Origin of the sequence: Nocardioides lacusdianchii (assembly GCF_020102855.1) — a bacterium.
Taxonomy (GTDB): Bacteria; Actinomycetota; Actinomycetes; order Propionibacteriales; family Nocardioidaceae; genus Nocardioides; species Nocardioides lacusdianchii.
The window spans coordinates 25,319-31,419 of the sequence record NZ_JADHZD010000029.1 but is presented as its reverse complement, the minus strand read 5'-3'; the positions used below and the strand labels follow the sequence as shown (position 1 = coordinate 31,419).

Here is a 6,101-nt window from a genome sequence, read left to right as displayed (position 1 = left end):
CCGGCACGACGACCAACCCGGAACGACCTGGCAGCGAGGCCAGACCAACAGCCACGCCCACACACTCAGGACCCATCGTCAGCGACCCCCGACCGCCCAGCCCTGATCATCGGTGGATCGAGGCTAAGAGTCTCGGACCAGACCTGGGATCCGAGCTTGGCAAAGTGCAGGACCGAGACGCCGGGCTCAGTACCGTCCTCACAATTCGTGCAGGCGTCGACCAAGCGGCCACCCGGGAATGTGAAGTCGCTCGAGAGTGAGACGTAGACCGGCTCGGCACTCACCGGTGCGTCGCTCGAGGCACGCAGATAGGTCCGCAGTGCGGCCTGAGCGTCAGCGAGAGCAGCTTCGCCTTCGAGTGCCGCTGAGGCAGGCTCCGTGGCCGAAGCGTTGTCCACGAGGTGGGCGAGATGCTTCAACTGAACGCCCAGCTTCGCAATCTTGACGATCTGCTCGGCACTCAGTTTGCGTTTGCCCAACCTGTCGAAGCTGTCCTTGTCCGCAGCCGCGACCAGACGCGTTCGTATCGCCTCGGGGATGCGCTCCCACGTGGCGAGCTTGTCGACGATCTTGCTCACCAAGAGCGGATTCTTTGCGACAAAGACAGACACTTGACTGACTGACCGAGCAGCGTCTCCGACGTACGGCACCAAGCCAGCGCCGGACATGCCAGCTGCTGTCCATTCGCCTCGCATCGAGTTTGAAACGACGTCTCTCAGGTCGGCGGCCGTACCGGTGACCCATCCGATGAATGGGATGGCACTACTAGCCGAGCCCGACAGCGATCCCATCAGTTGTGGCACGGAGTCGACCGGGTGCGCGTCGCCGTAGTAGAGCCCCTCGGCGTACTCGCTGTGCCAGGCTTCCCGGTCCTCCACGTCGTTGACCACCACGGGCGAGAGGCCGTTTGCGATGTCCTCGACGTCACGAAAGCCGTCCCTGTCAGTGTCTGCCTCGTTGGGGTCAGACCCCCACTTGCGCTCGGCATCGTCACGGAGACCGTCGGTGTCGGTGTCCTGGGCGAACACGTTGCTGCCGTCACTCAGCTCGATGGCGTCCGCCAAACCGTCGTAGTCGGTGTCGGCCTTGCTGGGATCGGACACGGCGTCATAAGTCTGTGTGCGGCAGTCCCACAGGAGCATCACGTGATCCGCGACCTCGTCAGGAGCCGAGCGTGGACCGATTTCATCGGCGTCGGACACGCCGTCACGGTCCGTGTCGGCCAGTTCAGGGTCGGTGATGTACGCCGCGGCACCGCTGACCGTGCGGAGGCCAGCGCGCTCCCGGCAATTAGAGATGCCGTCGTCATCGCTGTCGGCGTTCGCCCAAACGACCCGTACGGGAACCGCCAGCAAGATCCCGACAAGAGCCAACGCAACGATTGCGCGCAGCGCGCGCCACGTCTTCCCGAGCATGCTGTTCGTCCCCACGTCGTGGCGGCATCCGGTGGTCGCCGCTGCATTTCGACACGAACGCTACGGCGGGTGTTGCGCAGTCATGGCAACTTGTCCGAAAACTGACGTTGATCAGGCGACGCCGGCGGCCGGGCGGCGGGCGTACGCCCATCCCGGTGGCCGCAGGAGGAACGACCAGCGGTCGTGCCAGGAGTCCGCCGCGGCGACGTCGGCGGCGATGTCGCGCCACTCGTGGGTCGCGATCCGCACGGGGTCGAAGGTGTCGATGTTGGAGGTCAGGCCGTAGACGACCGGTTCGTCCTCCTCCTCGAAGGTCCCGAACAGGCGGTCCCAGAGGATGAGGATGCTGCCGTGGTTGCGGTCGAGGTAGTCGCGGTTGGAGCCGTGGTGCACCCGGTGGTGCGACGGCGTGTTGAAGACCTTCTCCACCCACCCGAGGCGCTGGATGGTCTCCGTGTGGATCCAGAACTGGTAGATCAGGTTGATGCCGCGCGCCTGCTCGATGAGTGCAGGCCGTACGCCGGCCAGCGCGAGCAGGCCGTAGGGAACGGTGAGCGTCACGCCCTCGGCGACCGGCTGCCGCAGGGCGGTCGAGAGGTTGTAGCGCTCGCTGGAGTGGTGCACCGAGTGGACCGCCCACAGCCAGCGGCTCTCGTGGCTGAGCCGGTGGTTCCAGTAGTAGATGAAGTCCCACCCGAGGACCGCGGCGAGGAGCGCCCACCGCCCGGTGCCGAGGTCGAGCGGTGAACGGGCGTGGAGCCGCTTGCCCGACGTCATCGCCGCCCACGTCGTGGAGGTGATCAGCGCCGTCGACGCGACCGCGCTGACCGCGAGCCCGCCGTGGACGCGGCGGAGTGCGGGCGGCGTACGGTCCGGCCGGGTCGGCGGCGCCTGTCGGATCCCGGCCAGCTCCTCCTGCACCTCGCGCACGTCGGCGGGCACGGTCTGCGGGTCAGGCAGGGCACCGTCGCGCACCCGGCGGCGTACGACGTCGCCGACCGTGGTCAGCACAGCGGCGGCCGCGCCGATCGCGAGCAGGGTCCGCGCGTGCCGGCCGACGCCGGGGGTGACCGGGTCGAGCAGGCGGCGCGCGACGTACGGCGCGGCGAGGCTGCCGACCCCCATGCTGAGGCTCGCGACGGTGTCGGCGAGCTGGTAGTCACCCGCGCGGGTGCCCGGCTCGACCGGGTGCGTGCGCTGCCAGGCGTACTCCGCTGCCATCGCGCCGATGAACGCGGGGATGGCCGCGACCGTGAGGTCGATCTTCATCGGGTCATTGTGCCCCTGAGCGCCAGCGGATCACGGTCGTCGAGTCAGGTGGTGGGGTGCGGAGGGGCCGGCCGCTCACCCATCGCCCATCTCCGCCACTTCGGGGCGCCGAGGTCCGCCGCTCGCTGGGCATCGACACTGAGCCGCTCGTCGCGTGCGTACAGAGCGTCCCATTGGCGAACGCCGTCAGCGATGAACGTCTCGACAGGTATCTCGCGCCCTTCGGGATCGAGCACCAGGAGGTCGTCGAAGGTGACCGTGCCCTCGATGCAGAAGGCCTCGGTCGCGCCGTCCCTCTCGACGCCGCATTCGTTGAACCAGTAGAACGAGTGCGCGCCACTTTCGGCTCGAACTGGGACGCGCAGACTCGGATCCGGCGGCCAGTCCCTGGTCAGTCCGGGCTCGTCGAAGAAACGCCAGCCGTAGATCGAACCGCCCCAGGCAAGCGAGTCGAAGAAGCTCTCGACCGCGGCCTCGTCAGCCAGAGGCATGGCCGGCTGGGTCGCCGCCTGCTCGCCGACCGGATCCCGCCGCAGCAGGAACCGCAGCTCGGCAGGCCTCGTGAGCCGCATGATCCGGCGACCGTCCCTCATGAGCGGGCCAGACTCCGGCAGTGCGATCACGTGCAGCAGGACGTCGACGTGCGCGCCGGTGGGGTCGAGCCGTACTCCGACCACGTCGGACTCGTTGAGCGCCGTCTCCAGTCGCTCGCGCGTCGCGTCGTCCCATTCCATGCGCCCATCGTCACGCAGCCCCGCCGCTGTGACGAGCAACCAGGCGGGATGTCAGTAGTACCAGGGGTAGGGCGACCAGTCGGGCTCGCGCTTCTCGAGGAACTGGTCGCGGCCCTCCTGCGCCTCGTCGGTCATGTAGGCCAGGCGGGTCGTCTCTCCGGCGAAGAGCTGCTGGCCGACGAGGCCGTCGTCGAGGAGGTTGAAGGAGTACTTCAGCATCCGCTGGGCGGTGGGCGACTTGCCGTTGATCTTGCGACCCCACTCCAGCGCCTCGCGCTCGAGGTCGGCGTGGTCGACCACGCGGTTGACCGCGCCCATGCGGTGCATGGTCTCGGCGTCGTACTCGTCGCCGAGGAAGAAGATCTCGCGGGCGAACTTCTGTCCGACCTGGCGGGCGAGGTAGGCCGAGCCGTAGCCGCCGTCGAAGGAGCCGACGTCGGCGTCGGTCTGCTTGAAGCGCGCGTGCTCCCGGCTCGCCAGGGTGAGGTCGGCGACAGCGTGCAGGCTGTGCCCCCCGCCGGCCGCCCAGCCGGGCACGACGCAGATGACGACCTTCGGCATGAAGCGGATGAGCCGCTGGCACTCGAGGATGTGCAGGCGCGCGAGCTTCGCCTTGTCGATCGGGTTCGGCTCGGCGCCGGCGTCCGTGTGCCCGTCGGTCTCGTACTGGTAGCCCGCGCGGCCGCGGATGCGCTGGTCGCCGCCGGTGCAGAAGGCCCACTTGCCGTTCTTGGCGCTCGGGCCGTTGCCGGTGAGGATCACGCAGCCGACGTCGGCCGACTGCCGGGCGTGCTCGAGCGTGCGTAGCAGCTCGTCGACGGTGTGCGGGCGGAAGGCGTTGAGCACGTCCGGGCGGTCGAAGGCGATCCGGACGGTGCCGTGCGCGCGGGCCCGGTGGTAGGTCAGGTCGGTCAGGTCCTCGAAGCCGGGGACGACGTCCCACGCCTCGGGGTCGAAGATCTCGCTGACGCCCTCGATCGCACTCATGCGCGTACTCGCTTCGCTCCGTGCGCGCATGAGGCACCTCGCACACTGTGTTGGATGACTCGCTCGCTGCGCTCACTCATGGGCGCGAGGTTATCGGTCGCTCCCCGTCGACCCGCTGGGGTAGTCCAGTGAGTTCTGGCTGAGGGGCTGCGGTAGTCCAGCGAGTTCTGGCTGCGATCCGGGGGACTTTGCAGCAATCCCTCACTGGACTACCCCGCCAGGTCGGGGCCACCGCGCGAAGACGCGGGCTGGAAGATCGTCGCTGGTCGTGGTGTTGTGGCAGGCATGGCACTGACTGGCACCTATGTCCCGAGCACGTCCGAGTGGGTCCGCAACCAGGTCGAGGAGTACGAGGCGACCGACGGCGCGAAGTCGGGCACGCTCCCGAACACCGACTACCCGATCGTCGTCATCACCTCCGTCGGCGCGAAGTCCGGCCACCTCCGCAAGAACCCCGTGATGCGCGTCGAGCGCGACGGGGCCTACCTCGCGGTCGCGTCCAAGGGCGGCGCCCCGGAGAACCCGGAGTGGTACTACAACTTCGTCGCCCACCCCGAGGTCGACCTCCAGGACGGCGCGGAGAAGCACACCTACCGCGTGCGCGAGCTCGAGGGCGCGGAGCGCGAGGACTGGTGGCAGCACGCCGTGGCCACGTGGCCGACCTACGCGTCGTACGCCGAGAAGACCGACCGGCTGATCCCGCTCTTCATCCTCGAGCGCGCCTGACGTCAGCCCGCCGGCTGGCCCGTCCCGGGGTCGAGCTCGTCGACGACGGCCTCCTCGTCGGGATCCTTGTCGTGGACGATCGCCTCGGCGTCGGGGTCGACGTGGGCTGGCGCCTCGGGCTCGAACGGGTCGGCCGGCTGCTCGATCTCGTCGTCGTGGAAGGCCTCGTGCTGCGTCTCGTCGACTGCCACTGGTCTCACCTATCCTCGGGAGCCGTGACGTACCCGCCGCGAGACCGCCACATGCACGCGCGCCTGCCGACCTCCTGCGTCGGTGTCCCAACCACGTTCCCCGCCAGTAGGGGGTGGCTCACGCACCGCTCCCGGGCGTGGGGTCGGTGACAGCGAGTACGCCGACGCGCCTCAGGCGCGGCTGATCGTCATCGCCAGCCCGAGCAGGTGCTCGAGCCGCGCGAGCTCGGAGTCGAGGAACTCCGGGCCGCCGCGCCGGCCCATGGCGATGAGGTCGTCGCCGAACGGCGCCGCGCACTCGACGTAGGTGTCGTCGCCGGGCAGGCGGGTCGGGGAGGCGAGGTGGCCGATGTCGAACTCGCTCGGGGCCGCGTCGGTCGCGTGCACCACCGCGAGCCCGGCGTCGCCGCGGCGCAGACGCGCTGCCCAGTCGACGCGGAACGTGATCGGCAGCAGGTCGACCACCCGGTCGCGCGCAGATCCGGGGTCCTCGGTGAGCGCCTCGACGACCTCGAGGTCGAGGAAGAGGTTGCCGCCCGCGGCGTAGCGGTTGATCCAGAGGACGCTCACCCCGTCGAGCACGCTGCACGCGGACACGATCGAGTCGGGCATCGTGCCGGGCGGGATCTCGAGCAGGACGTCGTCGACTGCGTAGCCGTCGCGCTTCTCGACGATCTCGATCGCCTCGATGTCGCCGCCCGCCTCACCGATCGCGCTCGCGACGCGGCCCAGCGACCCCGGGACGTCGGGGAGCTCGACACGGATGAGGTAGGGCATGG

Annotated in this window: 7 protein-coding genes; 1 reads left to right on the top strand and 6 read right to left on the bottom strand. The window is 69.1% G+C overall.

Going from position 1 to position 6,101, the window contains the following annotated elements:
- Positions 1 to 65 precede the first annotated feature (65 nt).
- The 4 genes from IRX98_RS21860 to IRX98_RS21845 form a co-directional block, all read right to left on the bottom strand.
- Entirely contained in the window at positions 66 to 1,415 is a 1,350-nt protein-coding gene (locus IRX98_RS21860) for a hypothetical protein (protein WP_224280395.1), read from the bottom strand.
- A gap of 111 nt (positions 1,416 to 1,526) precedes the next feature.
- Positions 1,527 to 2,684 (bottom strand): sterol desaturase family protein, encoded by a 1,158-nt coding sequence (locus IRX98_RS21855; protein ID WP_224280394.1) that lies wholly within the window; start codon positions 2,682 to 2,684, stop codon positions 1,527 to 1,529.
- A 44-nt stretch (positions 2,685 to 2,728) separates the two neighbouring features.
- The gene (locus IRX98_RS21850) at positions 2,729 to 3,418 is read right to left on the bottom strand and encodes a hypothetical protein (RefSeq protein ID WP_224280393.1); all 690 of its coding nucleotides are present in this window, start codon (positions 3,416 to 3,418) and stop codon (positions 2,729 to 2,731) included.
- Between the two features lie 51 nt (positions 3,419 to 3,469).
- Complete coding sequence (locus IRX98_RS21845; RefSeq protein WP_224280392.1) at positions 3,470 to 4,405, bottom strand: 1,4-dihydroxy-2-naphthoyl-CoA synthase; 936 nt, start codon at positions 4,403 to 4,405, stop codon at positions 3,470 to 3,472.
- Between the two features lie 285 nt (positions 4,406 to 4,690).
- Here IRX98_RS21845 and IRX98_RS21840 point away from each other — a divergent pair, with 285 nt between their 5' ends.
- Positions 4,691 to 5,131, top strand: a complete 441-nt coding sequence (locus IRX98_RS21840; RefSeq protein WP_224280391.1) for a nitroreductase family deazaflavin-dependent oxidoreductase — start codon at positions 4,691 to 4,693, stop codon at positions 5,129 to 5,131.
- A gap of 2 nt (positions 5,132 to 5,133) precedes the next feature.
- On the opposite strand, the gene IRX98_RS21835 is transcribed toward IRX98_RS21840, so the two are convergent.
- Both IRX98_RS21835 and IRX98_RS21830 read right to left on the bottom strand, forming a co-directional pair.
- Positions 5,134 to 5,331 carry a hypothetical protein gene (locus tag IRX98_RS21835; protein ID WP_224280390.1) on the bottom strand — a complete coding sequence of 66 codons (198 nt, stop codon included), beginning with the start codon at positions 5,329 to 5,331 and terminating at the stop codon, positions 5,134 to 5,136.
- A 162-nt stretch (positions 5,332 to 5,493) separates the two neighbouring features.
- Positions 5,494 to 6,099: an ACT domain-containing protein gene (locus tag IRX98_RS21830; RefSeq protein WP_224280389.1), complete on the bottom strand. Its 606-nt coding sequence runs from the start codon at positions 6,097 to 6,099 to the stop codon at positions 5,494 to 5,496.
- Positions 6,100 to 6,101 lie beyond the last annotated feature (2 nt).

Excerpts from the sequence above, each read along its gene's own strand:
- IRX98_RS21860 (WP_224280395.1), bottom strand. The coding sequence starts at position 1,415 with ATGCTCGGGAAGACGTGGCGCGCGCTGCGCGCAATCGTTGCGTTGGCT.
- IRX98_RS21855 (WP_224280394.1), bottom strand. The coding sequence starts at position 2,684 with ATGAAGATCGACCTCACGGTCGCGGCCATCCCCGCGTTCATCGGCGCG.
- IRX98_RS21850 (WP_224280393.1), bottom strand. The coding sequence starts at position 3,418 with ATGGAATGGGACGACGCGACGCGCGAGCGACTGGAGACGGCGCTCAAC.
- IRX98_RS21845 (WP_224280392.1), bottom strand. The coding sequence starts at position 4,405 with ATGAGTGCGATCGAGGGCGTCAGCGAGATCTTCGACCCCGAGGCGTGG.
- IRX98_RS21840 (WP_224280391.1), top strand. The coding sequence starts at position 4,691 with ATGGCACTGACTGGCACCTATGTCCCGAGCACGTCCGAGTGGGTCCGC.
- IRX98_RS21830 (WP_224280389.1), bottom strand. The coding sequence starts at position 6,099 with ATGCCCTACCTCATCCGTGTCGAGCTCCCCGACGTCCCGGGGTCGCTG.